Raw genomic sequence first — 755 nt, 5'->3', positions numbered from 1 at the left:
CGCCGTGCGACGCGCCGCCGCCACCGCGGTCGCCGCGCCCGCCGCCTCCGTGGGAGGCGCCGCCACGCGGACCGCCGCCGTAGGAAGCGCCGCGGCCCTCGCCGCCCTGCGGGCCGCCGCCGTCGCCTAGATCGCCATTGCCGCCGGCCCAATTCTCGCCGCCGCTCCGGCGGCCGAGGTCGCGATCGTCGGCGCCGGTCGAGCCGTCGACCCACGAGCCGCTGGACCACGAGCCCTCGCCGGACTCGCTGCCCGGCGCGGGGCGAGTGCCACCGAAACCGGAACTGCCGCGAGGAGCGCCGCTACCGCGCGAGCCGCCGTAGCCGCCGCGACCCTCGCCGCCACCACCGCGGCCGCCGCTGCCACCACGCGAGCCCCCGCTCCGGGAGCCGCCGCTGTGACCCTCGCCGCCGGCCCGCGAGCTGCCGCCGCCGCTGCGCGAGGCGCCGCCATGGCCGCCGCCACCGCCACGACTGTCACCGCCGCTGCGCGACGCACCGCCGTACCCGCCGCCACCGCCACGACTGTCACCGCCGCTCCGCGAGGCGCCGCCGTAGCCGCCACCGCTGCTGCGACCGTCGCCGCCGCCCCGCGACGTGCCGCCGTACCCGCCACCGCCACGACTGTCACCGCCGCCGCGCGAGGCGCCGCCGTAGCCGCCACCGCTGCCACGACCGTCACCGCCGCTGCGCGAGCCGCCGCCGGAGCCGCCACCGCCGCTCCGCGACGCGCCGCCGTACCCGCCGCCCCCGCCA

The 755-nt window shown here is 81.7% G+C and carries 1 pseudogene; it reads right to left on the bottom strand.

Annotated features, from left to right (window positions below):
* A pseudogene (locus tag OM076_RS44540) lies at positions 1-755 on the bottom strand (hypothetical protein); the annotation flags it as partial.

Source organism: Solirubrobacter ginsenosidimutans (assembly GCF_027587205.1).
This window is presented reverse-complemented; position numbering and strand designations above follow the sequence as displayed.